This is a genomic window from Streptomyces sp. NPDC021019 (assembly GCF_044333295.1).
Classification (GTDB): domain Bacteria; phylum Actinomycetota; class Actinomycetes; order Streptomycetales; family Streptomycetaceae; genus Streptomyces.
The window spans coordinates 1,296,541-1,319,769 of the sequence record NZ_JBIRQR010000002.1 but is presented as its reverse complement, the minus strand read 5'-3'; the positions used below and the strand labels follow the sequence as shown (position 1 = coordinate 1,319,769).

24 protein-coding genes, 1 tRNA gene and 1 riboswitch are annotated in these 23,229 nt (G+C 70.5%); of the genes, 15 read left to right on the top strand and 10 right to left on the bottom strand.

The genetic code is table 11. The features are described from left to right. Positions 1 to 29 precede the first annotated feature (29 nt). Complete coding sequence (locus ACH4RG_RS16950; protein WP_397917103.1) at positions 30 to 1,295, bottom strand: PTS transporter subunit EIIC; 1,266 nt, start codon at positions 1,293 to 1,295, stop codon at positions 30 to 32. Positions 1,296 to 1,575: 280 nt separating this feature from the next. Then, complete coding sequence (locus tag ACH4RG_RS16945) at positions 1,576 to 2,835, bottom strand: PTS transporter subunit EIIC (protein WP_397927923.1); 1,260 nt, start codon at positions 2,833 to 2,835, stop codon at positions 1,576 to 1,578. 164 nt (positions 2,836 to 2,999) lie between these two features. Between ACH4RG_RS16945 and ACH4RG_RS16940 the strand changes: the two genes are divergently transcribed. From ACH4RG_RS16940 to rdgB, 4 genes are all read left to right on the top strand, one after another. After that, on the top strand, positions 3,000 to 3,290 hold the full coding sequence (locus ACH4RG_RS16940; protein WP_078625861.1) for a glucose PTS transporter subunit EIIB: 291 nt from the start codon (positions 3,000 to 3,002) through the stop codon (positions 3,288 to 3,290). 162 nt (positions 3,291 to 3,452) lie between these two features. Next, positions 3,453 to 4,190 carry a ribonuclease PH gene (rph, locus tag ACH4RG_RS16935; protein ID WP_397927925.1) on the top strand — a complete coding sequence of 246 codons (738 nt, stop codon included), beginning with the start codon at positions 3,453 to 3,455 and terminating at the stop codon, positions 4,188 to 4,190. A 123-nt stretch (positions 4,191 to 4,313) separates the two neighbouring features. Then, positions 4,314 to 4,703, top strand: a complete 390-nt coding sequence (locus tag ACH4RG_RS16930; protein ID WP_398539748.1) for a hypothetical protein — start codon at positions 4,314 to 4,316, stop codon at positions 4,701 to 4,703. 98 nt (positions 4,704 to 4,801) lie between these two features. Continuing rightward, positions 4,802 to 5,404 (top strand): RdgB/HAM1 family non-canonical purine NTP pyrophosphatase, encoded by a 603-nt coding sequence (rdgB, locus tag ACH4RG_RS16925; protein WP_265601365.1) that lies wholly within the window; start codon positions 4,802 to 4,804, stop codon positions 5,402 to 5,404. A 57-nt stretch (positions 5,405 to 5,461) separates the two neighbouring features. Here the strand turns inward: rdgB and ACH4RG_RS16920 are convergent. The 5 genes from ACH4RG_RS16920 to bcp form a co-directional block, all read right to left on the bottom strand. Beyond that, positions 5,462 to 5,537: transfer RNA gene (locus tag ACH4RG_RS16920), tRNA-Leu, on the bottom strand. Between the two features lie 12 nt (positions 5,538 to 5,549). Continuing rightward, the gene (locus tag ACH4RG_RS16915; RefSeq protein WP_398539747.1) at positions 5,550 to 6,383 is read right to left on the bottom strand and encodes an HNH endonuclease; all 834 of its coding nucleotides are present in this window, start codon (positions 6,381 to 6,383) and stop codon (positions 5,550 to 5,552) included. Then, complete coding sequence (locus ACH4RG_RS16910) at positions 6,380 to 7,015, bottom strand: HNH endonuclease (protein ID WP_397927929.1); 636 nt, start codon at positions 7,013 to 7,015, stop codon at positions 6,380 to 6,382. The genes ACH4RG_RS16915 and ACH4RG_RS16910 overlap by 4 nt, the downstream gene beginning before the upstream one ends. A gap of 161 nt (positions 7,016 to 7,176) precedes the next feature. Further along, a complete protein-coding gene (proP, locus tag ACH4RG_RS16905) occupies positions 7,177 to 8,673 on the bottom strand; it encodes a glycine betaine/L-proline transporter ProP (protein ID WP_398539746.1) in 1,497 nt (498 codons plus the stop codon). A 191-nt stretch (positions 8,674 to 8,864) separates the two neighbouring features. Continuing rightward, positions 8,865 to 9,332, bottom strand: coding sequence for a thioredoxin-dependent thiol peroxidase (gene bcp, locus ACH4RG_RS16900; RefSeq protein WP_397917096.1), 468 nt, complete (start codon positions 9,330 to 9,332; stop codon positions 8,865 to 8,867). Between the two features lie 140 nt (positions 9,333 to 9,472). Here bcp and ACH4RG_RS16895 point away from each other — a divergent pair, with 140 nt between their 5' ends. From ACH4RG_RS16895 to ACH4RG_RS16885, 3 genes are all read left to right on the top strand, one after another. After that, the gene (locus ACH4RG_RS16895; RefSeq protein ID WP_018958501.1) at positions 9,473 to 9,790 is read left to right on the top strand and encodes a DUF3618 domain-containing protein; all 318 of its coding nucleotides are present in this window, start codon (positions 9,473 to 9,475) and stop codon (positions 9,788 to 9,790) included. An 80-nt stretch (positions 9,791 to 9,870) separates the two neighbouring features. Further along, positions 9,871 to 10,245, top strand: a complete 375-nt coding sequence (locus ACH4RG_RS16890; RefSeq protein ID WP_257138866.1) for a co-chaperone GroES — start codon at positions 9,871 to 9,873, stop codon at positions 10,243 to 10,245. 84 nt (positions 10,246 to 10,329) lie between these two features. Continuing rightward, positions 10,330 to 10,388: riboswitch (guanidine-III (ykkC-III) riboswitch) on the top strand. 39 nt (positions 10,389 to 10,427) lie between these two features. Beyond that, positions 10,428 to 10,748, top strand: a complete 321-nt coding sequence (locus ACH4RG_RS16885; RefSeq protein ID WP_073801016.1) for a multidrug efflux SMR transporter — start codon at positions 10,428 to 10,430, stop codon at positions 10,746 to 10,748. 76 nt (positions 10,749 to 10,824) lie between these two features. Here the strand turns inward: ACH4RG_RS16885 and ACH4RG_RS16880 are convergent, their stop codons facing one another. Continuing rightward, positions 10,825 to 13,143 (bottom strand): transglycosylase domain-containing protein, encoded by a 2,319-nt coding sequence (locus ACH4RG_RS16880; RefSeq protein ID WP_398539745.1) that lies wholly within the window; start codon positions 13,141 to 13,143, stop codon positions 10,825 to 10,827. 252 nt (positions 13,144 to 13,395) lie between these two features. Between ACH4RG_RS16880 and ACH4RG_RS16875 the strand changes: the two genes are divergently transcribed. From ACH4RG_RS16875 to ACH4RG_RS16860, 4 genes are all read left to right on the top strand, one after another. Next, on the top strand, positions 13,396 to 14,196 hold the full coding sequence (locus ACH4RG_RS16875; RefSeq protein ID WP_397917094.1) for an ABC transporter permease: 801 nt from the start codon (positions 13,396 to 13,398) through the stop codon (positions 14,194 to 14,196). Further along, positions 14,189 to 15,076, top strand: coding sequence for an ABC transporter permease (locus ACH4RG_RS16870; RefSeq protein WP_397917093.1), 888 nt, complete (start codon positions 14,189 to 14,191; stop codon positions 15,074 to 15,076). The genes ACH4RG_RS16875 and ACH4RG_RS16870 overlap by 8 nt, the downstream gene beginning before the upstream one ends. Positions 15,077 to 15,106: 30 nt before the next feature. Further along, positions 15,107 to 16,279 (top strand): ATP-binding cassette domain-containing protein, encoded by a 1,173-nt coding sequence (locus ACH4RG_RS16865; protein WP_398539744.1) that lies wholly within the window; start codon positions 15,107 to 15,109, stop codon positions 16,277 to 16,279. Positions 16,280 to 16,411: 132 nt separating this feature from the next. Further along, on the top strand, positions 16,412 to 17,122 hold the full coding sequence (locus ACH4RG_RS16860) for a DUF1707 domain-containing protein (RefSeq protein ID WP_397928176.1): 711 nt from the start codon (positions 16,412 to 16,414) through the stop codon (positions 17,120 to 17,122). A gap of 59 nt (positions 17,123 to 17,181) precedes the next feature. Here the strand turns inward: ACH4RG_RS16860 and ACH4RG_RS16855 are convergent, their stop codons facing one another. Beyond that, positions 17,182 to 18,429: an SGNH/GDSL hydrolase family protein gene (locus ACH4RG_RS16855; RefSeq protein ID WP_397917091.1), complete on the bottom strand. Its 1,248-nt coding sequence runs from the start codon at positions 18,427 to 18,429 to the stop codon at positions 17,182 to 17,184. Between the two features lie 142 nt (positions 18,430 to 18,571). Between ACH4RG_RS16855 and ACH4RG_RS16850 the strand changes: the two genes are divergently transcribed. Next, entirely contained in the window at positions 18,572 to 19,999 is a 1,428-nt protein-coding gene (locus tag ACH4RG_RS16850) for a DUF445 domain-containing protein (RefSeq protein ID WP_398539743.1), read from the top strand. 64 nt (positions 20,000 to 20,063) lie between these two features. Here ACH4RG_RS16850 and ACH4RG_RS16845 read toward each other — a convergent pair whose 3' ends face one another. Beyond that, positions 20,064 to 20,372 carry a hypothetical protein gene (locus tag ACH4RG_RS16845; RefSeq protein WP_397917250.1) on the bottom strand — a complete coding sequence of 103 codons (309 nt, stop codon included), beginning with the start codon at positions 20,370 to 20,372 and terminating at the stop codon, positions 20,064 to 20,066. A gap of 195 nt (positions 20,373 to 20,567) precedes the next feature. Here ACH4RG_RS16845 and ACH4RG_RS16840 point away from each other — a divergent pair, with 195 nt between their 5' ends. From ACH4RG_RS16840 to ACH4RG_RS16830, 3 genes are all read left to right on the top strand, one after another. Beyond that, on the top strand, positions 20,568 to 21,392 hold the full coding sequence (locus tag ACH4RG_RS16840; RefSeq protein ID WP_398539742.1) for an alpha/beta fold hydrolase: 825 nt from the start codon (positions 20,568 to 20,570) through the stop codon (positions 21,390 to 21,392). Positions 21,393 to 21,598: 206 nt separating this feature from the next. Next, positions 21,599 to 22,054: a hypothetical protein gene (locus ACH4RG_RS16835; protein WP_398160488.1), complete on the top strand. Its 456-nt coding sequence runs from the start codon at positions 21,599 to 21,601 to the stop codon at positions 22,052 to 22,054. Positions 22,055 to 22,330: 276 nt separating this feature from the next. Further along, positions 22,331 to 23,098, top strand: a complete 768-nt coding sequence (locus tag ACH4RG_RS16830; RefSeq protein ID WP_397917087.1) for a sulfite exporter TauE/SafE family protein — start codon at positions 22,331 to 22,333, stop codon at positions 23,096 to 23,098. The last annotated feature ends 131 nt before the right edge of the window (positions 23,099 to 23,229 follow it).

Sequence of the window (23,229 nt, the reverse complement as noted above, 5' to 3'; positions counted from 1 at the left end):
GGGGCTTGGGCGTACGGGCGTGGCGGAGGCTACTTCGCCTCGGCCTTCTGCAGCTCGGCGAGCTCCTCGTCCGACTCCCGGCCCGGGGTCGGCAGGTTGAACTTGGTGATCGCGAAGCGGAAGACCACGTAGTAGACCGCCGCGAAGCAGAGGCCGACCAGGACCAGCAGCCACGGCTTCGACGCGATGCCTAGGTTCAGCAGGAAGTCGACCAGCCCGGCCGAGAAGCCGAAGCCGTCCTTCATGCCGAGCGCCCAGGTCAGGGCCATCGACACACCGGTCAGCACCGCGTGGATCGCGTACAGCACCGGGGCGACGAACATGAACGTGAACTCGATCGGCTCGGTCACACCGGTGACGAACGAGGTCAGCGCGAGCGAGAACATCATGCCGCCGACGACCTTGCGGCGCTCCGGGCGGGCGCAGTGGACGATCGCGAGGCAGGCCGCCGGGAGAGCGAACATCATGATCGGGAAGAAGCCGGTCATGAACTGTCCGGCGGTCGGGTCGCCCTCCAGGAAGCGGGCGATGTCACCGTTCTTGCCGTTGTACTCGCCCGCCTGGAACCACGGGAAGGAGTTCAGCAGGTGGTGCATGCCGACGGGGATCAGCGCACGGTTGGCGACACCGAAGATGCCCGCGCCGACCGCGCCGGAGCCGACCAGCCACTCGCCGAAGTTGTGCAGACCGGCGCCGAGGACCGGCCAGATCAGACCGAAGACGATGCCGATGACCAGACCCGCGAAGGCGGAGAGGATCGGGACCAGACGGCGACCGCTGAAGAAGCCCGCCCAGTCGGGCAGCTTCGTCCGGTAGAACTTCTGGTAGAGCAACGCCACGACGATGCCCATCACGACACCGCCGAGGACGCCGGCGTTGACGGGGGCGTCGACCATCACGATCTTGTCGTCGACGACGGTCGCCTTCTGCGGCAGGCTGCCGTCGGTGAAGGTCGCGAGCACCTTCTGGAAGACGAGGTAGCCGGTGACGGCGGCCAGGGCGGTGGAGCCGTCCGACTTCTTCGCGAAGCCGATCGCGATGCCGACGGCGAAGAGCAGCGCCATGTTGTCGAGGAGCGCGTTGCCGCCCGCGGACATGTAGCCGGCGAGCTTCGTTATGAAGGTCGGGAACGACTCGCGGCCCAGCATGTCGTCATTGCCGAGGCGGACCAGGAGTGCGGCGGCCGGCAGCACGGCGACCGGCAGCATGAGGCTGCGGCCGATGCGCTGCATGACGGACATCACGCCGGCGCCCTTCTTCTTCTCGGCCGCGGGTGCGGTCTCAGCCGTGGTCATCAACTTCCTCCATGGGACACGGTGCCGCCCAGGTCGTTGATGCGGGGAGGCGGCGACTCGACAGACGCCGGCAGACAGCCGTGGTCTGGACCACTCAGTGGTGTAGACCAGTTTTAGCACGGTGAGGGTTAGATAAGGAACCTGCAATTCCCTGCTTATTCGCAGTAGCAGATCCGGCACTGTCGGTGACACGCCGAAGGCCCCCGGACCGGGTGGTCCGGGGGCCTCGTGCGTGCCGTGTGCACCGGGTCCGAAGACCCGGGGCCCTTACCGCGCCGCGCTACTTCGTGAGGTCCTTCTCGATCTCCTTCTCGATCTCCTCCGGTTCGCGCCCCGGTGTCTTGAGGTCGAACTTGATGATCGCGAAACGGAAGACCACGTAGTAGACCACCGCGAAGCACGCGCCGATCGGGATGATCAGCCAGGGTTTCGTATCCAGATGCCAGTTGACGACGTAGTCGATCAACCCGGCCGAGAAGCTGAACCCCGCGTGCACCCCCAGCAGCCAGGTGATGCCCATCGACGCCCCCGTGAGCACCGCGTGCACGCCGTACAGCAGCGGCGCGACGAACATGAACGAGAACTCCAGCGGCTCCGTCACACCCGTGACGAACGAGGTCAGCGCCACCGAGACCATCAGGCCCGCCACCTCCTTGCGGCGCTCGGGCCGCGCGCAGTGGGTGATGGCGAGGGCCGCGGCCGGCAGGCCGAACATCATGATCGGGAAGAACCCCGAGGTGAACTGACCGGCCGACGGGTCCTGGGCGAAGAACCGGGAGATGTCGCCCTGCACGGTCTGGCCGTCCGCCCCGGTGAACTCGCCCGCCTGGAACCAGAAGAACGTGTTCAGGAACTGGTGCATGCCGATCGGGATCAGCAACCTGTTTGCGAAGCCGAAGATCGCCGCGCCCCAGGAGCCGAGGTCGATGAGCTGCTTGGAGAACCAGGTCAACGCGTCGCCCACCGGCTGCCACAGCAGGCCGAACAGCACGCCGAGGATCACGCAGAGGAACGCCATCAGGATCGGGACCAGGCGGCGCCCGTTGAAGAACCCGAGCCAGTCGACCAGCTTGGTGCGGTGGTAGCGCTGCCACACGACCGCCGTCAGCAACCCGATCAGGATGCCGCCGAGCACGCCGGGGTTCTGCGGCTCGCCGTCGGGCAGGGCTTCCGTCACGGTGCCGTCCATGGGGAAGGCGGTCAGCACCCCCCGGTAGACCAGGAAGCCGACGACGGCCGCCAGCGCGGTGGAGCCGTCCGCCTTCTTCGCGAAGCCGATGGCGACCCCGATGCAGAACAACAGGGGCAGGCCGAGCTCGCCGTCGAGGATCGCGCCGCCGCCGTTGAGCAGGACCTTGGAGGTCTTGTCCCAGAAGGCGCCGTCCAGGTACGAGCCGAAGAGGTTGCCGAGACTGACGAGCAGGCCGGCGGCGGGGAGCACGGCCACCGGAAGCTGAAGGCTCCGCCCGACCTTCTGCAGGCCCTGGACCGGTCCGTTCCACCATTTTCGCTGCGGTACCGCAGCGGCGCTCGAACTCATGGGCGTCCTCCCGGAACACTTCACGTTTGGCGGTCGTTGCAAACTGGTGTAGACCAGTTGCGTCACGATCCCGGGTCCCGTCCCGAAGGCAGGGCGCCGGTGATCGTCATCTTTCGGGATCGTCCGGTTACCCGCCCGCGAAGTTGGGCCAACCGTGCGTTACCGTGACGAAACGGACCCGCAGCGGGCGGCCGTCTGCGCGCGAAACCAGGGAGAAGGACATGGCCACCAAGGCTGAGAAGATCGTCGCCGGGCTCGGCGGTATCGACAACATCGACGAGATCGAAGGCTGCATCACCCGCCTCCGCACCGAGGTCCACGACCCCAGCAAGGTCGACGAAGCCGCCCTCAAGGCCGCCGGCGCCCACGGCGTCGTCAAGATGGGCACCGCGATCCAGGTCGTCATCGGCACCGACGCGGACCCCATCGCCGCCGACATCGAAGACATGATGTGACCGGCTGACCCCGCGCCGGAAACCGCGGGCCCCGTCCCCCCACCGGAGGACGGGGCCCGCGCCATGTCCCGCACACCCCCCGCGCACGCGGGGGTGTCGGGGCCCGGCGGCCGCCACCGCACCCGAACGGAGCCACCCCCGCCACCGGATAAGGTCGGGCCCATGTCTCGCATCGACGGCCGCACCCCCGAACAGCTCCGCCCCGTCACCATCGAACGCGGCTGGAGCAAGCACGCCGAGGGCTCAGTCCTCATCTCCTTCGGCGACACCAAAGTCTTCTGCACCGCCTCCGTCACCGAAGGCGTCCCGCGCTGGCGCAAGGGCAGCGGCGAAGGCTGGGTCACCGCCGAGTACTCCATGCTGCCCCGCTCCACCAACACCCGCGGCGACCGCGAAGCCGTACGCGGCAAGATCGGCGGACGCACCCACGAGATCAGCCGCCTGATCGGCCGTTCCCTGCGCGCCGTCATCGACTACAAGGCCCTCGGCGAGAACACCGTCGTCCTGGACTGCGACGTCCTCCAGGCCGACGGCGGCACCCGTACGGCCGCCATCACCGGCGCCTATGTCGCCCTCGCCGACGCCGTCGCCTGGGCCCAGGGCAAGAAGATCGTCAAGGCCGGCCGCAAGCCGCTCACCGACACCGTCGCCGCCATCAGCGTCGGCATCGTCGACGGCACCCCGCTCCTCGACCTCTGCTACGAGGAGGACGTCCGCGCCGAGACCGACATGAACGTCGTCTGCACCGGGGACGGCCGCTTCGTCGAGGTCCAGGGCACTGCCGAGGGAGCGCCCTTCGACCGCAAGGAACTCGGCGCGCTCCTCGACCTCGCCACCGTCGGCTGCGTCGACCTCGCCGCACTCCAGCGCGACGCGCTCGCCCGCACCCAGGACGCGTAGCGACCCGCCCCCCGCGGGTAAAGAAGCAACCAAACGCGCACCACACAGCGTCGTTACGGATACGGGCGCACGGGTCGAACCGTGCGTCCGTCCACGTAACGATCCCCGGGGAGGGACCGAACCATGGCATCGCGCCGTCACCAACGCCTCGCACTCGCCACCGCCGCCACCCTGCTGACCCTGACCACGGCCGTGGGCTGCGCAGGACTCGACAAGGCGCTCGACTGCGTCCGCACCGCCGACGCCATCGCCACCAGCGTCGGCAACCTCCAGAAGGCCGTCTCCAACGCCTCCGAGGACATCACCCAGGCCTCCGAGTCCCTGGACGAGATCGACCGCGAACTGAAGAAGCTCGACGACTCCACGGACGACGCCGACCTCTCCAAGGCCGTCGACGACCTCCAGGCAGGCGTCACCGGCGTCCGCAAGTCCATCGAGGCCGGCGACGCCACCCCCGACATCACCCCGGTGACGGACGCGGCCACGGAGATCGGCAAGGTCTGCAGCCCGTAGACGCCAGGGCCCGGGCGGCCCGGGGCGCGACCGGGCGGTCCGGCCCGGGCAGAGGGCGGCACGCCCCCCCCCAGGCCGCCCGGGGCGATAATCGCCCCATGAAGCGCCTGATCCTTGCCACCCGCAACGCCGGGAAAATCACCGAACTCCACGCCATCCTCGCCGACGCGGGACTCGACCTCGACCTCGTCGGCGCGGACGCGTACCCCGACATCCCCGACGTCAAGGAAACCGGCGTCACCTTCGCCGAGAACGCGCTCCTCAAGGCCCACGCCCTGGCGAGCGCCACCGGCCTCCCCGCCGTCGCCGACGACTCGGGCCTCTGCGTGGACGTCCTCGGCGGCGCCCCCGGCATCTTCTCCGCCCGCTGGTCCGGCACCCACGGCGACGACACGGCCAACCTGAACCTGCTCCTGGCCCAACTCGGCGACATCGCCGACGAACACCGCGGCGCCTACTTCGCCTGCGCCGCCGCCCTGGCCCTCCCCGACGGCACGGAACGCGTGGTCGAGGGCCGCCTGAACGGCACCCTGCGCCACACCCCGTCCGGCACGGGCGGCTTCGGCTACGACCCGATCCTCCAGCCGGAGGGCGAGACCCGCACGTGCGCGGAGCTGACCCCGGCGGAGAAGAACGCGATCAGCCACCGGGGGAAGGCCTTCCGGGCGTTGGTGCCGGTGGTGCGGGAGTTGGCGGGGTGACAACAGAGGCGGGCGGTTGTCTCCTTCGAAAGGAAGGTGGCAACCGCCCCGCACCTGTGGGCCCGGTGGGACTCGAACCCACGACACACCGGACCTAAACCGGCGCCCTCTTGGCCAGCTGGGGTACGGACCCGCGAGAACTACTCTACTGTGCGGCCTTGCGCGACTTCGAGAAGGATTGCGTCTGACTGTGGCACGAGGGGCACAGGTAGCGGAGGTTCTCGCGGCGATTGTCGAGCCGGTCGCTGTTGATGTGGTCAATCTCCAGGACGAGCCGCCTGCTCCGCCAGGTGTCTCCGGTGCCGCACTCCGCGCAGACGTGCGGAACTCCGAGGTCATCCAGGGCTCGTCGTAGCTGAGCCGTTTTCGTCCGGGTCGCTCCGGTGTCCAGACGCCGAAGTATCTCCGTCGCGGACTTGCGGTTCGGGGAGCGGGCCCCGCGAGCGTGACCCTGGCCGGTGAAATGAGCTATGGACAACCCGTACGTTTCGATGTCCCGCTTCACGCGAGCGCGAGCAGTGCCGTTGCTGCCCAGCCCCAGGGTCTTCAGGACTCCGGCCAGACTGCGGGACGCGGCAACCGCTTCGATCAGTGCGGTACGCGGTGTGGAGGGCCTTCCGTACCGGCGTCCGCTGGTGAAGTGAGAGGTGTCGATGCCGAACCGGTCCAACCTCTCGCGCACGTAACCGTACGGGCTGTCGCTCGGCGGCAGGCCCATGTACGTGAACATCTCTCTGACGCTGTGCGAGCTGGCAGCGGCTTCCGCGAGGAGCTCGCGTGGATACTGGACGCGCTCTCGGGCCGGGAGGCTCTCCTCGACGAAGTGAGACGTGTCGATGCCGTAGTGCGTGAGCCGGTCGCGTACGTAACGGAGCGATCGGCTGCCCATGGGTGCCCCGAGGCGGCGCAGGACGTCGACGAGGCTGCTCGACGTTGCGGCGCTACGCTCCAGCAGGTCACGAGGGTACGTGGCGCTCACGCCGCCCTCCTGCGCCTGCGGCCACGGTAAGTATCTGTCACCGCGTGGCAGTTGGGGCAAAGGAGGCGGAGGTTCTCCGGCCGGTTGTCCCACCAGTCACCGTTGACATGGTCCACTTCGAGCCGGAGCGGTTGCCCCAGCCACTCCCCAACGTTGCCGCATTCGACGCACGCGTGTGCAACTCCCGTGCGGACGAGATCTCGTCGCAGTCGCTCACCGGGGATTCTGCCGTCCGACGGAGCGCGGAGCGTCAAGGAGGTTGCTTGCGCGGTCTTGGTCCTGCGCCGGCTGGGATCCACCGGAGTGAAGTGCGAAGTATCGATCCGCAGGGCGGCGATGCGGCGGCCGATGTGCGCCTGGTTGCCGCCGACCGGACTGATGCCCAACCGGCGCACGACTTCGGCCACGCTCGTGGAGAGGGCGGACAGCTCGCGGAGCGTCTCCTCCGTGTGGCGAACCCACGTGGTGACGAAGTGCGAGATGTCTATGTCCATATCCGACATTTTCTTGCGCAGATAGCGCCGACTGCCGGGCGTTGGTGTACCACCGCACCACCGCACCGCGTCCGTCGCGTTCGTCGTCATACGCGCCGCTTCTTCCAGAAGCTCACGCGAGTAGCGAACCGACCTCATGTTCCCTCCGTCCCGGCCGCCCGTTCGCAGCCTCGTACGGAGTAACGAACCGCTTATCGGACAGTCACGCCCGGAATCCGGTGAGAACACGGAACGGCCCGCACCGCTCGGCGCGAGCGGTGCGGGCCGTTCCTCCGAGGGGAGGGCCGGGAGGGAGCGGGTCAGAACTTCGGGTCCGGCGCCTGTGCCTGGACCAGCTCCGCCGCCTCCTCGTCCGTCTCGACCGACGGCGGGGAGCCGATCAGCGGCTGCTGGGCCGTCTCCTTCATGCAGGCGACCGCGATCAGGCCCACCAGGGCCGCCGCCATCGCGTAGTACGCGGGCATCAGGTTGGAGCCGCTCCAGCTGATCAGGGCCGTGATCACCAGCGGGGTCGTGCCGCCGAAGATCGACGCGGAGAGGTTGTAGCCGACCGACAGGGACCCGTAGCGGACGTTCGTCGGGAACAGGGCCGGGAGCGCCGCCGACATGGTGCCGAGCATGCAGACCAGGGAGAGGCCCAGCATCAGCATGCCGACCGTGATCGGGAAGATGCCGTCGATCCGGATGAGGAGGAACGCGGGCAGGGAGAGGAAGAGGAATCCCAGCATTCCGGTCATCAGCAGCGGTTTGCGGCCGAAGCGGTCGGAGAGCCTGCCGATCTGGGCGATGATCGTCATGAGGAACACCATCACCGCCAGCAGGATCAGCAGACCGTGCGTCTCGCTGTAGCCCAGCTCGTCGGAGAGGTACGTCGGCATGTACGACAGCAGCATGTAGTCGGTGATGTTGTACGCGCCGACCAGGCAGATGCAGAGGACCAGCGTCCGCCAGTGCTGCCGGAAGATCTTCGCCAGGTCGCCCTTGGCCGTGGACTCGACGCCGTCCGCCGCCTCGCTCGCGTGTGCCGTGCCGCCCTCCAGCTTCTGGAAGGCCGGGGTCTCGTCCAGGCGCAGTCGCAGGTAGAGGCCGACCAGGCCCAGCGGGCCCGCGACGAGGAACGGGATCCGCCACCCCCAGGCCTCCATCTGCGCGTCGTTCAGGAGGGCGTACAGGGCCGTCACGAGGCCCGCCGCGCCGACGTAGCCGGCCAGGGTCCCGAACTCCAGGAAGCTGCCGAAGAAGCCGCGTCGTTTGTCGGGGGCGTACTCGGCGATGAACGTCGAGGCGCCGCCGTACTCGCCGCCGGTCGAGAAGCCCTGGAGCATCCGGAAGAAGATCAGGAGGACCGCGGCCCAGACGCCGATCGTGTCGTGCGAGGGGATCAGGCCGATCGCGAACGTGCCGACGGCCATCAGGATCATCGTCAGCGCGAGGACCTTCTTGCGGCCGACCTTGTCGCCCATCGGGCCGAAGAACATGCCGCCGAGCGGCCGTACGAGGAAGGCCACCGCGAAGGTCGCGAAGGAGGAGAGGAGCTGCGTGGTCTCGTTCCCGGACGGGAAGAACACGTGTCCGATCGTCACGGCCAGGTAGGAGTAGATCCCGAAGTCGAACCACTCCATGGCGTTACCCAGGGAGGCGGCTTTCACGGCCCGCTTGACCGCCGCGTCGTCCGTGACCGTGATGTCCGTCCGGCGCAGCCGCGGATTCCGCCGTTTCCGGATGGCCCGGAAGAGCGTGGGGTGGCGTTTGACCGCTTCGGGGTCGGCCGCCTGGTGGGGGTCGGAGGCCGCCATGGCCGGGTCCTTTCCTCGGAGTGTGTTCCAGGAAAAGCTTCTGCGCAGTCATGGCGGTCGCAAACCGACTTCGTGGGCCGATGCGATCTCCCTCACATGATCTGAACACGTTCTCCGGCCGGCCGCCGGTCGGAATCGGGGGAATCGTGCGAGGGGTGGCCCGGGGCCGCCGGCGCCCCGGGCGGCGGGTGTCAGATGCCCAGATCCCTGATGATCTTGGCTACGTGGCCGGTCGCCTTCACGTTGTAGAACGCGTGCTCGATCGTGCCGTCCTCGCCGACGACGACGGTGGAACGGATCACGCCGGTCACCACTTTGCCGTAGAGCTTCTTCTCGCCGAAGGCGCCGTAGGCCTCCAAAGTTTCCTTGGCCGGGTCGCCCACCAGGGTGACCTTGAGGTTCTCCGTGTCGCGGAACTTCGCGAGCTTCTCCGGCTTGTCGGGGGAGACGCCGATGACGTCGTACCCGGCGCTCGTCAGGAGGTCGAGGTTGTCCGTGAAGTCACAGGCCTGCTTGGTGCATCCGGGGGTAAGCGCGGCCGGGTAGAAGTACACGATGACCTTGCGGCCCTTGTGGTCCGCGAGCGACACCTCGTTGCCGTCGGCGTCGGGAAGGGTGAAGGCGGGGGCGGTGTCGCCGGGCTTCAGTCGCTCGCTCATGTGGTTCTCCTCGGGTGGTGCGCGGGTCGGACGGGACCGAGGGTAATAGGGGTGCCGACGGGTGTGCGGGGGTTCGAGCTGACAGACTGTCGATGAAGGTTCACGAAGGTTCACCGGACGACGACCACGGAGGCGGCGCAGTGTCGGATGCCAGGACCCCTGCGCAGATCGAGGCGGACATCATCAGCAGGCGCGAGCAGCTCGCTGTGGTGCTCGACGAGATCGGGGTGCGGGTACACCCGAAGACGATCATCGGAGACGCCAAGGCGAAGGCGGCCCAGTCCGTGGACCGGACGGCCGGCCGGGCCTTCGTCGCGGTGAACCGTTCGGTGTCGGAGGTGAAGGCGCAGTTCGTCGCGGAGGACGGGTCCCCGCGGCTGGAGCGGGTGATTCCCGCGGCTCTGCTGGTGGTCGGTGTGGTCGGGCTGCTCACCGTGTCCAGGCGTCGGCGCAGGTGACCGGCGGCGGTCGGTACGCGCCCGGTGGCGTTCGGCACCCGGAGGCGTACGGTCCGGGGCCCGGCAGGTAGGTTGCGGGCGTGAGCGACAACACCCACGAGGGCCATCGCGGCGCCACCGGCTCCGCCGAAGACGACAAGCTGCCCATCCGGATGCTGCACGACCGGGTGCTGGTGCGGAACGACGCGTCCGAGGGCGAGCGGCGCTCCGGCGGCGGCATCCTGATTCCGGCGACGGCCGCGGTGGGCCGGCGTCTGGCCTGGGCCGTCGTCGTCGCGGTCGGGCAGAACGTGCGGACGGTGGAGCCCGGCGACCGGGTGCTGTACGACCCCGAGGACCGTGCCGAGGTCGAGGTGCGGGGCGTGGCGTACGTTCTGATGCGGGAGCGTGATCTGCACGCGGTGGCCGCCGACCGGTTCGAGGGTTCGGTGGATTCGACCGGGTTGTACCTGTAGCGCTCCGTACCGGTGGGGGCCCCTGCGGCCCGTGGCTGTTCGGGGCCTGGTGACCGGTGTCACCAGGCCCTTTCCCCGTTTTTTGCTACGGTGGGACCACCCCGACGAGACGCGCCGTACCGGGCTCGCAAAGACGACGCACCCGTTTCTGTTCACGTGGTTCGTCGTCGGAGGTGCCAGTCATGGCGTGGGTCCTGTTGATCATTGCCGGTGTGCTCGAAGTGGGCTGGTCGATCGGGATGAAGTACACCGAGGGGTTCACCCGGTTGTGGCCGAGCGTGTTCACCGGCCTCGGGATCGTGGCGAGCATGGTGTTGCTGTCCCATGCGGCGAAGACGCTGCCGATCGGTACGGCGTACGGCGTGTGGGTCGGCATCGGTGCGGCCGGTGCGGCGATCGTGGGCATGGTCGCGCTGAACGAGCCGGCGACCGCTGCCCGGATCTTCTTCGTCTGTCTGCTGCTGGTGGCCGTGGTCGGCCTGAAGGCGACCTCCGGGCACTGACGACGTACGGGTTCCGGTGGCTCCCGGTCACACCCGGGGCCTCCGGGGCCGGGGGCGCGAACCCGTCGACGAAGCCTCAGCCGCCCCCGCTGTCACCGTTCCCTCCCGTGTCGCCGTCACCGCCGGTGCCGCCGGTGCTCCCTGTTCCCCCGGAGCCGCCGTTGGCGCCGGCGGTGCCGTGCGTTCCGCTGTTCGATCCGCCGGTGTCCGTGCCGGACGTGGGCGGGCTGCTGCCGGCCGGGTTGCTCTCCGCGGTGCCGGAGGGGCCGGTGGTGGGTTCTGACGAGGAGGACGGGTCCGTGCTGCCGTCGTGGTCCTCGTCGGCCGGGGGTTCGTCCTCCTCGTCGGAGCCGGGGGCCGTCTCCAGGTCGAAATCCTGGGCGGGGGAGGAGCGCAGCGCGGCTTCCGTGTAGGCGGCCCAGGTCTCGGCCGGTGCGCCGCCGCCGTTGACGCGGGGCAGGCCGAGGGCTCCGTACAGCGAGGTCTGGGCGCCCGTCTTCGGGTTCTGTCCCATCACGGCGACGACGGTCGCGAGGTCCGGGGTGTATCCGGCGAACCAGGCGGCCCGGTCCTCCTCCGCCGTGCCGGTCTTGCCCGCGGCGGGGCGGCCCACGGCCTGGGCCGCCGTGCCGGTGCCGCCCTCCACGACGCCGCGCAGCACGGCGGTGGTGGTGTCGGCGGCCTCGCGGCTGACGGCCTGGTCGGTCGTGCGCTCGGGCAGCTCGATCTCCGCGCCGTCCTTGGTGACCTTCTCGACGAGGACGTGACGGCCGTGCCGGCCGTGGTCGGCGAGGGTGGCGTACGCCTCGGTCATGTCCAGGACGCTGGCGTTGGCGGTGCCGAGCGCGATGGAGGGGGAGGCGGTGAGGTCGGGGGTGTCGGTGGGGACGCCGAGGGCGACCGCGGTGTCCCGGACCTTTCCGGGGCCGACGTCCTGGGCCATCTGCGCGTAGACGGAGTTGACCGACTTGTCGGTGGCGGTGCGCACGGTGATGTCGCCGTGGTCGACGTCGTCCTCGTTGGCGGGGGCGTAGTCGGTCGGGCCCCGCACGCCGACGACCATGCGTTTGTTGGAGCCGTCGTAGACGGTGTTGGGCGTGATGCGCCGGCCGTCCTGGGTGGTGGAGTCGTTGACGAAGGCGGCGGTGAGGACGAACGGCTTGAAGATCGAGCCGACCTGGTAGTCGCGGCGGGTCGCGTTGCTGACGTACTGCTTCGTGTAGTCGACGCCGCCGTACAGGGCGACGACCTCGCCGGTGTCGGGGACGATCGAGGCCCCGCCGACGCGGACGTTGCGGTCGGCCTCACGTGCGGCGTTGGTCCTGGACACCACGTTGGCGTCGACGGCCTTGACGAGGGCTTCCTGCTTGGCCTTGTCGAGGGTCGTGGTGATGCGGTAGCCGCCGGTGGCGAGGGTCTTCCCGTCGAGGATGCCGCGCCGGTCGAGGTGGTCCTCGACGGCCTGCACGATGTAGCCGCGCTGCCCCGAGAGCCCGGTCGACGGTCTGGCCTCGCCGGGGGTGGGGAACTCCGTCGTGGTCCGTTCGGCCGCATCGAGCCAGCCCTCCTTGACCATGCCGTCCAGGACGTAGTTCCAGCGGTGCCGGGCGGCGGGTTCGTTGTCGGGGTGGGCGACGACGTCGTAGGCGCTGGGGGCGTTCAGGAGGGAGGCGAGGTAGGCGCCCTCGGCGGTGGTGAGGTCCTCGACGTTCTTGCTGTAGTACGCCTGTGCGGCGGCCTGGACGCCGTAGGCGTTGCGCCCGAAGTAGCTGGTGTTGAGGTAGCCCTGGAAGATCTGGTCCTTGGTCTTCTCGCGGTCGAGCTTGACCGCGATGAAGAACTCCTTGGCCTTGCGCAGGACGGTCCGCTCCTGGCCGAGGTAGTAGTTCTTCACGTACTGCTGGGTGATGGTCGAGCCGCCCTGTTTGCCCTTGCCGGTCACGGTGTTCCAGCCGGCCCGGACCATCGCCTTCACGTCCACGGCGTGGTCGGAGTAGAAGTTGCGGTCCTCGGCGGCCAGTACCGCGTGCTGGACGGTCGCGGGGACCTGGGAGAGCTTGACCTTCTCGCGGTTCACATCGCCGTCCCGGGCGATGACGCTGCCGTCGTTGTAGAGGTAGACGTTGGACTGGGCGGTGGCCGCGGCGTTGGCGGCCGGGATGTCGACGAGCTGGTATCCGGCGACGAACCCCCCGACGAGGAGGAGCCCGAGGCCCAGGACGGTCCCGAGGGCCATCCGCCAGGTGGGGACGGCGCGACGCCAGCCGGTGCGCCGCTTCCTGCCGTTCTTCCGGTTCTTTCCGCTGTTCCCCGGCGGCTCTCCCCGGTGGCTCCCGGGTGCGGCCGCCGCGCCCGAGGGGTCGCGGGGGGCCCAGTGCTGTGACTCGTCGCTCATGTCCGTGGGGCTCCTCGGGCGTGGTCAGTTCTCCCATAGTGCCCGTTTTGTGATGAAACCTTCGGTTCTCCCTGGTTCGTTCCCTCCACCGGTCGTCACTGTCGTCACTGTCGTCACTGTCGTCACCGGTGTCACGAAGACGCGGTCACGGAAACCCGGTCACGAAAACCCGGTCGCTGGGGCCGGGGCGTCTGCACTAAGCTCGGGCGCTTTGGTGTCGGGAGCCGGTGGTGCCGGGGAAGAGGGGACGACGTGCGGCTCTACGCGTTGGTGGCGGGGGGTGCGTTCCGGCGCTACGCCACCTACCGGACGGCCACGGCCGCGGGGGTGTTCACCAACACGGTCTTCGGCTTCATCGTGGCGTACACGTACATCGCGCTGTGGGACGTACGTCCGCAGCTCGGCGGGTACGACACGTCCGAGGCGCTGACCTACGTCTGGCTCGGGCAGGCCCTGCTGATGGCCTGCGCCATGATGGGCGGCGGCTTCGAGGACGAGCTGACGGAGCGTATCCGTACGGGGGACATCGCCGTCGATCTGTACCGTCCCGCCGACCTCCAGCTGTGGTGGATGGCGGGCGACCTGGGCCGGGCGGCGTTCCATCTGCTGGGGCGCGGTGTCGTGCCGATGTTCCTCGGGGCGCTCGCCTTCGACCTGGCGCTCCCGGGATCGCCGTGGACCTGGCCGGCGTTCTTCGTCTCGGTGTTCCTCGGCGTGGTCGTCAGCTTCGCGCTGCGCTTTCTGGTCGCGATGTCGGCGTTCTGGCTGATGGACGGGGCGGGCGCGATGCGGATCGTGTCGCTGGCCGGGCTGTTCTTCTCCGGGATGCTGCTGCCGTTGAACCTGTTCCCCGGACTGCTGGGGGAGGTGGCGCGGGCGCTGCCGTGGTCCTCGCTGCTCCAGGTCCCGGCCGATGTGTTCCTCGGCAAGCACACGGGGTGGGGGCTGGTGGAGGCGTACGCGTTCCAGGGCGGCTGGGCGGTGGTGCTGCTGCTGGCGGGCCGGCTGCTCCAGACCGCGGCGACCAGGAGGGTGGTGGTGCAGGGTGGCTGAGAGCGTGGTGCGGACGGAGGAGAAGGCCGGGGCGCCGGAGGTGCCGGAGGCGTTCCCCTTCCCGGAGCGGCCCCGGCTGTTGGAGGGCGTGCGGGCGTACGGGCTGATCATGGCGATGTGGGTGCGCTCGACGATGGCGTACCGGGCCTCGTTCGCCATGACGGTGTTCGGGGACTTCGCGGTGACGGCCTTCGACTTCGTGACGATCCTGCTGATGTTCTCGCACGTCGACGCCCTGGGCGGCTACACGTTGCAGGAGATCGCCCTGCTGTACGGCGTGTCGGCCACCGCGTTCGGGCTGTGCGACCTGCTGCTGGGTTCGATGGACCGGGTGGGCCGCCGGGTCCGGGACGGAACGTTCGACACCCTGCTGGTGCGGCCGGTCCCGGTGCTGGCCCAGGTCGCGGCGGACCGGTTCGCGCTGCGCCGGCTGGGGCGGATCACGCAGGGGCTGCTGGTCCTCGGCTACGCGCTGGTCTCGCTGGACATCGCGTGGACGCCGCTGAAGGTGCTGATGCTGCCGATGATGGTGGTGAGCGGTGCGGCGATCTTCGGCGCGGTCTTCGTCGCGGGGGCGGCCTTCCAGTTCGTCGCGCAGGACGCCTCGGAGGTGCAGAACTCCTTCACGTACGGCGGGACGACGCTGCTCCAGTACCCGCCCACGATCTTCGCGAAGGACCTCGTGCGCGGGGTGACGTTCGTGGTCCCGCTGGCCTTCGTCAGCTGGCTGCCCGCGCTGTACGTGCTGGACCGGGAGTACCCGGTCGACCTGCCGGAGTGGGTGGCGTTCCTGCCGCCGCTGGTGGCGGTGGCCTGCTGGGGGCTGGCGGGGGTCGCGTGGCGGGCGGGGCTGCGGGCGTACCGGAGCACGGGCAGTTGAGCGGGAACGATCACGGAGGAGGGTACGGGCATGGGTGACGGCACGGGCACAGGCACGGGTGTGGGCACAGGCACGGGTGTGGGCACAGGCACGGGTGTGGGCGCAGGCACGGGTGTGGGCACAGGCACGGGTGTGGGCACGAGCGCGCCCACGGGCACGACTACGCCCACCGGCACGACTACGCCCACGGGTACGACTACGCCCACGGGCAGGGACGGCGTCGGCGACGGCTTCATCACTCTCGACGGCGTCGAGAAGGTCTTCCAGGTCCGCCGCCGCACCGGACTGCTGCGCCGCGAGCGCCGCGAGGTGCGGGCGGTGGACGGGATCAGCTTCCGGGTGGCCCGCGGCGAGATGGTCGGCTACATCGGCCCGAACGGGGCCGGGAAGTCGACCACGATCAAGATGCTGACGGGCATCCTCACCCCGAGCGGCGGCCGGCTGCGGGTCGCCGGCATCGATCCCTCCCGCGAACGTACGCGCCTGGCCCACCGCATCGGTGTCGTCTTCGGCCAGCGGACCACCCTCTGGTGGGACCTGCCGCTGCGCGACTCGTACCGGCTGATGCACCGCATGTACCGGATCCCCGACCGCCGTTACCGGGAGAACCTGGACCGCTGCGTCGAACTCCTCGACCTGGGGCCGCTGTTGGACGTCCCCGTGCGGCAGCTCTCGCTGGGGCAGCGGATGCGCGGCGACATCGCGGCGGCGTTGCTGCACGATCCGGAGGTGCTCTACCTGGACGAGCCGACGATCGGCCTCGATGTGATCTCCAAGGCCAAGGTGCGGCAGTTCCTGAAGGAGTTGAACACCGAGCGCGGGACGACGGTCCTGCTGACGACCCACGACCTCACCGACATCGAGCAGTTGTGCAACCGGGTGATGGTGATCGACCACGGCCGTCTGATGTACGACGGTTCGCTGGCGGGTCTCCACGAGGTGGGGGAGAGCGAACGCATGCTCGTGGTGGACCTGGAGAGCGAACTCCCCCCGATCGTCCTGGAACCGGAGGGGGCGGACGGCGGGCCGGCCCTGCGGGCGGTCAAGGTGGAGGGCCCGCGCCAGTGGCTGGCGTTCCCCGCCACCGCGTCGGCGGCCCCGCTGGTGGCGCGGATCGCCGCGGACTACCCGCTGGTCGACCTGTCGGTACGGGAACCGGACATCGAGGCCGTGATCGCCAGGATGTACGAGTCCGCGCCGTGACGGGCACCCCCACTCGGGGCGGCGCGACGGACACTCCGCCGGAGCGGCGCGCGCAGGTCATGGGGCTGTATGGCTGTGCCGGGGACGGGTGCGTTCAATAGGCTGCGCGGTATGACAAGTGAGAGTCCGGACATGCGCGCCTCCGACACCGAGCGTGAGCGGATCGCGGAACTGCTGCGCGAGGCCGTGGCCGAGGGCCGGCTGGACATGGACGAGTTCGACCAGCGCCTCGAAACGGCCTACAAGGCCCGCACGCACAGGGAGTTGGAGCCGCTGGTCCAGGACCTTCCGGCACCGGGCTCGGTGGTCGCTCCGGTCGGCTCGTCCGCGCCCGCCCCGCTGCGGGGCTCCGCGGCGAACTGGCCCGCGAGGATCGGCGGCAACGCCACCTCGAAGGGGGCGTTCGCCCTGTGGGGCGGGTTCAACCGGAAGGGCCGCTGGACGGTCGGCCGGATGTTCACCGCGTTCGCGATGTGGGGCGGCGGCGAGATCGATCTGCGCGAGGCGCACTTCGAGGACCGCGAGACCGTCATCCGCTGCATCACCATCATGGGCGGCATCCATGTGACCGCGCCGCCCGAGCTGAACGTCGATGTCAGGGGCGTCGGCATCATGGGCGGCTTCGGGGAGGGCTCCCACGAGGAGGGCGAGCCCGTCCCGGACGCCCCGTACGTGCGGATCACCGGCTTCGCCCTGATGGGCGGCGTCGGCGTGGACCGCAAGCGGACGAAGGCGGAGCGCCGCCGGCTGAAGGAGGCGAAGGAGGCCGAACGGGAGGCGCGCCGCCGGCGCGAGCTGGAGGGCCCGGACGGCGGTCCGGACGACGGCCGCAAGCAACTCTGAGCGGCCGACGGCCGGCGGCCGAGGGCTGCGGGCCGGGGCCCGGCTGACCCCTCAGCGCCTCACAGTGCGTCGGACCGGGGTGCGCCGGCCCGGTCCAGGACCTTCAGGTCCAGCCGGTCACCGAGCGCGCGGTACCCGTCGTCGTTGAGGTGCAGATGGTCACCGGAGTCATAGGGGGCGAGGATCCGGTTCGGTGCGGCGGGGTCGCGCACCGCCGCGTCGAAGTCCACGTACGCGTCGAAGACCGTGCCCGCCCGGATCTGCTGGTTGACGGCCTGGCGCACGGCGTTGCGCTGGGGCGTCCAGGTGGCGAAGCCCTCGAACGGGGTCAGCGTCGCGCCGACGACGGTGAGCCCGCGAGCGTGCGCCCGGTCGGTGAGGGCGCGCAGGCTGTCCACGATCCGCTGGGGGTCGGCCTCCTGGGGACGCTGCTGTACGTCGTTGATGCCGAGCGCCACGACGACCGTCCGGGCCCCGGCGACCGCCAGGACGTCGCGGTCGAGCCGGTCGGTGCCCGACTGGCCCCCGGTGCCGCGGCCGATGCCCACGACCCGGTTGCCCGCGATGCCCGCGTTGGCGACTCCGTACCGGCCGCGCAGCCGGTCGGCGAGGACATCGGTCCAGCGCGCGTTGGCGTCGGTGGTGGAGCCGCTGCCCGCGGTCAGCGAGTCCCCGAGGGCGACGATCGCGCCGCGCGCGCTCTCGCTGCGGACGTCCACGGCGGTCAGGTAGCGCCAGTGGGTGGTGCTCCAGGTGCCGCGCTCGTCGATCAGGTAGGAGGTCTGGTGGGTGTGGGGGTGGTAGGTGACCGGCCCGCCCGCCCGCGGGGTGCGGAAGCCGACCTGGAGGTCGGAGTCGGGGGCCACGGGCACCACGACCGGGTCGCTGATGACCTGTCCGCCTGCCGCGACGGTGACGGCGGCGGAGCCCTTGAAGGTCACGGGCCGGGTGTTGACGCTGGCCTGGTCGACGACCAGGGGGCCCGTGCCGAAGAGGTTCGACAGGGTTATCCGGGCCACCTCCCCGCCGATGCTGGTGTGCACGACGTTACGGATGGTGCGCCCGGGGAGCCCGTTCTCGGTGCCCGGTTCGGCGCGGACGGGCGCGGCGGCCCAGGTGGTGACCCACCTGCCGCCCGAGGTCGCGGGGTCGACCGGGTTGCGGGCCGCCGCCTGGGTCTCGGCGGGCGGGAGCGGTGTCGACCGGTGGCCGGAGAGCAGCGTCGTGCCGAGGGCGACGGCGGCGGCGAGTACGGCTGTGCCCGCCACTAGGGCGATGAGCAGGGCATACCCCTGGCGACTGGGCATGTGAGGTGTTTCTCCTTGTGGTGATCGTGCTGGTCCCATGATGCGACAGGCCGTCGGGAACTCGACGTGCGGCCCGGGAGTAGGGGAGGTAGGGACAATGCGTACGTCACGGGGGCGAGGCGCACGCGGACGGGTGGAGCGGATGGAACGGACCGGATCCGGCGAGCAGGAGCAGGGCGAGGACGCGGTGCAGAAGTCGGAGCGATCGGAGCGTGCGGCGCTGCCGCCTGCACAGGGACAGGAACAGGGGCCGGGACAGGCACAGGCGCCGGGGCAGGCACAGGCGCCGGGTGCGGGCCCGCTGGCCTCGTTCGCGTACACCGCCGCCGACGAGGAGAAACAGCGCGGCGTACGGCGCATGAAACTCACGGCCACCGGCCTCCTTCTGCTCGTCGCGCTCGTCTACGTCCTGGCCACCTGGGCGAAGAACTCAGGCGTGGAGGGCTGGCCGGGCTACGTCGCGGCGGCTGCCGAGGCGGGGATGGTGGGTGCGTTGGCGGACTGGTTCGCCGTCACGGCGCTCTTCCGGCGCCCGCTCGGCCTGCCCATTCCGCACACAGCCATCATCCCCACCAAGAAGGATCAGCTGGGACAGTCACTCGGTTCCTTCGTCGGCGAGAACTTTCTCTCCGGAGAGGTCATTCGTGACCGAATTCACGCTCTCGGGGTCGGCCGGAGGCTCGGTGTGTGGCTCGCGGAGCCGGCCCACGCCGACCGGGTCACCGCCGAGCTGGCGACGGCCCTGCGCGGTGCGCTCACGGTCCTTCGGGATTCCGATGTGCAGGCGGTGGTCGGCGAGGCCATCACCCGGCGGGCGGACGCGGCGGAGGTCGGCCCGGGCCTCGGCAAGATGCTGGAGAAGGTCGTCACGGACGGCGGCCACCGCAAGGTCGTCGACCTCGTCTGTGTCCGGGCGCACGACTGGCTGGTGGAGCACGGCGACTCGGTGATGAACGCGGTGCAGGGCGGAGCCCCCGGCTGGACCCCGCGGTTCGTCGACAAGCGGGTGGGGGAGCGGGTCTACAAGGAACTGCTGCGGTTCGTCACGGAGATGCGGGACATGCCGGAGCACCCGGCGCGCGGCTCCATCGACACGTTCCTGACCGACTTCGCGTCCGACCTCCAGGGCGACGCCGACACCCGGGCGCGGGTGGAGCGGCTGAAGTCGGAGATCCTGGGCCGCAGTGAGGTACAGGACGTCATCGCCTCGGCCTGGTCCTCCGTACGCACGATGATCCTCTCGGCGGCGGAGGACGAGCGCAGCGAACTGCGGCTGCGGGCACGCGCCTCGCTGATGTCGCTGGGAGCGCGGCTGTCGAGCGACGAACGGCTCCAGGGCAAGCTGGACGGCTGGCTGGAGGACGCCGCGGTGTACGTCGTGACGACGTACCGCGCGGAGATCACCTCGCTGATCAGCGAGACGGTGGCCGGCTGGGACGCGGACCAGACCTCGAAGAAGATCGAGGCGCACATCGGCCGCGACCTCCAGTTCATCCGGATCAACGGCACGGTGGTCGGCGCGCTGGCGGGCCTGGCGATCTACACGGTGTCGCACGCGCTGAGCGGCTGAGCGGTCGGGTGGCCGAGCGTTCCGTCGGCCCGCCCTCGTCGGTGAGGGCGGGCCGACGAGCGGCTCAGTCGTTCGCGCCGCGCCGGGTGACGGCCCAGGATGCGGCGGCCACACCGCCCGCGACGGCGAAGACGGCGGGCCAGGCGCCGACCTTCTTGGCGAGCGGGTGCGATCCGGCGAAGGCGGCCACGTAGGCGACGGTCAGCCCGGCGGCGGCCCGGGGCCCGGCCTGGCGGTGCCACTCGTACGCGGCGAGGGACCCGGCGGCGGCGAGCGCGACGCCGCCGAGCGGCCGCTTCCTGGTCCACCGGGCGACGCCGTAGCCTCCGACGAGCCCGCTCGCCGCCACTGCCGCTGCCGGAATCCTCACCATCGCCCTCTTCGCCATCGCCGCCACCATCGCTTCCTGGGAGCCCTCGGTATACCTGTGGTTGGCCACTCCGCCCGAGGTTAGCGTTCGGGGCGACGGTGCCGCCGGGCGGGCCGGGCGGGTGGGCAGTACGGCCGGACCGTGGCCGGGCAGTACGAAGCAGGCCGGGGAAGCGACAGGAAGAGACAGGAGTGTCGGGTGGGAGCGGTCACGACGACGGTGACGGTCGAGGACGGCGAAGCGGCGGGCGGAACCGGCCCCGTACGCCTCTCCTGCACCGACCACGGAGGCGCGGGCCCGCCCCTCCTCCTGTTGCACGGCCTGGCCGGTCACTCCGGCGAGTGGGCGGCGCTGGCGGCCCGGTTCGCGTCCACGCACCGGGTGATCGCCTTCGACGCCCGGGGCAGCGGGGCGAGCACCCGCCGGCCGGGGGACGTGACGCGGGCGGCGCACGTCCGCGATGTCCTCGCGGTCGCGCACCGGTTCGGACTGGCGGGGGAGGACACGGTGCTGGTCGGCCAGTCGATGGGCGGCCTCACCGCGCTGCTGACGGCGGCTGCGCACCCGGAGGCGTGCCGCGCGCTGGTCCTGATCGAGGCGGGCCCGGCCGGGCCGAGTCCTCGACTGCCGGAACAGATAGGTGACTGGCTCGACGCGTGGCCGGTTCCGTTCCCGGACGCGGGGGCGGCCGAGGCGTTCTTCGGCGGCGGGCCCGCGGGCCGGGCCTGGGCGGCGGGGCTGGTGCCGGGCCCCGGCGGGCTGCACCCCCGGGTCGACCGGGACGTGATGGTCGCCACCGTCCAGGAGAACGCGCACCGGCACTACTGGGACGAATGGGACGAGGTGCGCTGCCCGGTACTCGTGCTGCGGGGCGAAAATGGCTCGATGAAGGCGGACGAGGCGGATCGGATGCGGGCCCGGCGCCCCGGGACGCGGATCGGCGTGATCCCGAAGGCCGGCCACGACGCCCACCTGGACAACACGGCTGCGGTGTACGGGGAGATGGCGGCCTTCCTCGCGTAACTGATACCGCTGATCGCGGGGTTGCCCGTGTGAGGGCGGGCCGCCCGCGGTGCCCTGTGCGGGCCGGGTAGGGTCTGGACTCTTCGCACGAGGGGGGTCTCATGCCGTTCCGCAACGCTGCCCGCACCGCCGCCGGCCCGAATGACCGTGGTGGCGCTTACCGTCCGGCCCGAACCGGTTGGCGTGGAGGGGTACTTGCCGCGGTCATGGCCGCGGCGCTGGTGTCCTGTACCCAGGCGTCCAGCGGCGGCCCCGGTGGGGACGTCCCGGCCGCGTCCGTGGAACAGGCGGCCGACCAGGCCGAGCGGGAGGCCGCCGCGGAGGAGCCCAACGCCGTGGCCACGCCCGGCCCCGAACTGGTCCGCAGCGCCTTCGCGACACTCCAGGCGACGCTCGACGACACCTGCACCCCGGGCGCGGGTGACTGCGCCTACTTCCTCGGCCGGGTCACCCGGGAACTCACCGAGCTGGACGAGGCGATGCGGGCCGACGACAAGGGCCCCGGCCACTTCAAGCAGCCGCTCGCCGACATGAAGGTCCTGTTCGACACGCTGGGCGACGACCGGTCCGAGGCACACCTGGAGAAGTACTTCTCCGAGATCGTCGGCACCCGTGACGGCATCAACACGTGGATGCAGGACCACCCGGACGACTACCGCTGACAGGAACCACCGGTCCCGCCGGTCCTGCGAGTCCCGCCGGTCCTGCGAGTCCCGCCGGTCCTGCGAGTCCCGCCGGTCCTGCGAGTCCCACCGGGCCTACGAGCCCCACCGGGCCTATGAGTCCCACCGGGCCCACGAGTCCCACCGGATCCGCCGGCCGGCTCCGACGGCCCCGCCGGAACACGAGAACGTGCGAGACCCTCCGCCCCGCCCGGCCGGATCCCCCGGCCGCTCCGCGAGGGCCGGGGCCATGTCACGTGAGCGAGGGAGGGAAGAGTGGACCTGTACGAAGTGCTCGGCCTGCTCGCCGCCGCGACCGCGGCGGGCTGGGTGGACGCGGTGGTCGGCGGTGGCGGGGTGCTGCTCATCCCGGTACTGCTGCTGGCCTTCCCCACGTACTCGCCCGCGGTGGCGCTCGGCACGAACAAGATCGCGTCGGTCATGGGCACCGCGACCGCCGCGTACATGTACCAGCGGCGCACCGAACTGGACCGCTCGGTCCTCCTGCCGGCGGCAGCACTGGCGATCCCCTTCGGCGCGTTGGGCGCCCTGTCCGCGTCGAGCGTTCCCACGAGCTACTTCCGGCCCGTCATCATGGGCCTGCTCATCACGGTGGCGCTCTTCGTGGCCTTCCGGCCCGACTTCGGGGTCCAGCAGCGGACCATCGTCGTCACCCCGCGCCGCCGCAACGCCGCGATCCTCGTCGCGGGCGTCGGCATCGGCTTCTACGACGGGGTCTTCGGGCCCGGCGTCGGCACCTTCCTCATCATCTCCTTCACCACGCTCCTCGCTACCCAGTTCCTGGAGAGCGCGGCCATGGCGAAGGTGATCAACGCCTCCTCCAATCTGGGAGCCCTGGCGGTCTTCGCCTGGCAGGGGAACGTCCTGTGGGCTCTCGGCCTGGGAATGGCGGTGGGCAACATCGTCGGCGCGATGATCGGATCGCGCACCGCGATGAAGAGGGGATCCGGATTCGTGCGGGTCGTTCTGGTGCTCGTGGTCACCGGCATGGTGGCCAAGATGGGATTCGACCAGTTCGTCTGACAGGAGCTGGTGGCTGCTGACGGGTCCGGGCGGGGGCGAGTCCGAGCGGGGCCTGACACGGGGTCGGTCGGGTCATGTGGGGCCCGGCGGGGCCTGACGCTCGGGGCCCGGCGGGTCCGGGCGGGCACACC